1 protein-coding gene is annotated in these 399 nt (G+C 60.7%); it reads left to right on the top strand.

Translation table 11 applies throughout. The annotated features are described in order from the left end of the window. Positions 1 to 366 (top strand): hypothetical protein (locus tag EGN72_RS00200; RefSeq protein WP_233586968.1); only part of this gene is annotated, 366 nt, incomplete at its 5' end. Between the last annotated feature and the right edge of the window lie 33 nt (positions 367 to 399).

Here is a 399-nt window from a genome sequence, read left to right as displayed (position 1 = left end):
GCCGCCACGGCCACCGGCGCGACCGTCGTGTTGACCTATAGCGTGCCTTACGGAACGCTGGCGCTCGATAGCGCGAATGTGCGGTCCTACCCCCAGAGCGGCTTTCGCTTTATCGACAGCACTGGCGAAAAGGCCATCAGCAATGTCGTCGTCTCGGCCCCCAATCAGGTGACGCTGACATTGGCCAGCGCGAGCACGGGGATCGGGAAGACCGTCTATTACGGCACCACCCCGCACCTGGAACCGAGGCAGGCGTCAACCGTGCCGGGCGGCAATCTGCGCGACAGTTCCGGCGAGATTTGGAAATCGACCTTGGACGGGCAGCGGCTCGATTGCTGGGCCGAGCATCAAGCGTTCACAATTTAAGGGCAAGACAATGAAACGATATGAGATCAAATC

It is taken from the genome of Pseudorhodobacter sp. E13, assembly GCF_003991405.1.
Classification (GTDB): domain Bacteria; phylum Pseudomonadota; class Alphaproteobacteria; order Rhodobacterales; family Rhodobacteraceae; genus Pseudorhodobacter.
This window is presented reverse-complemented; position numbering and strand designations above follow the sequence as displayed.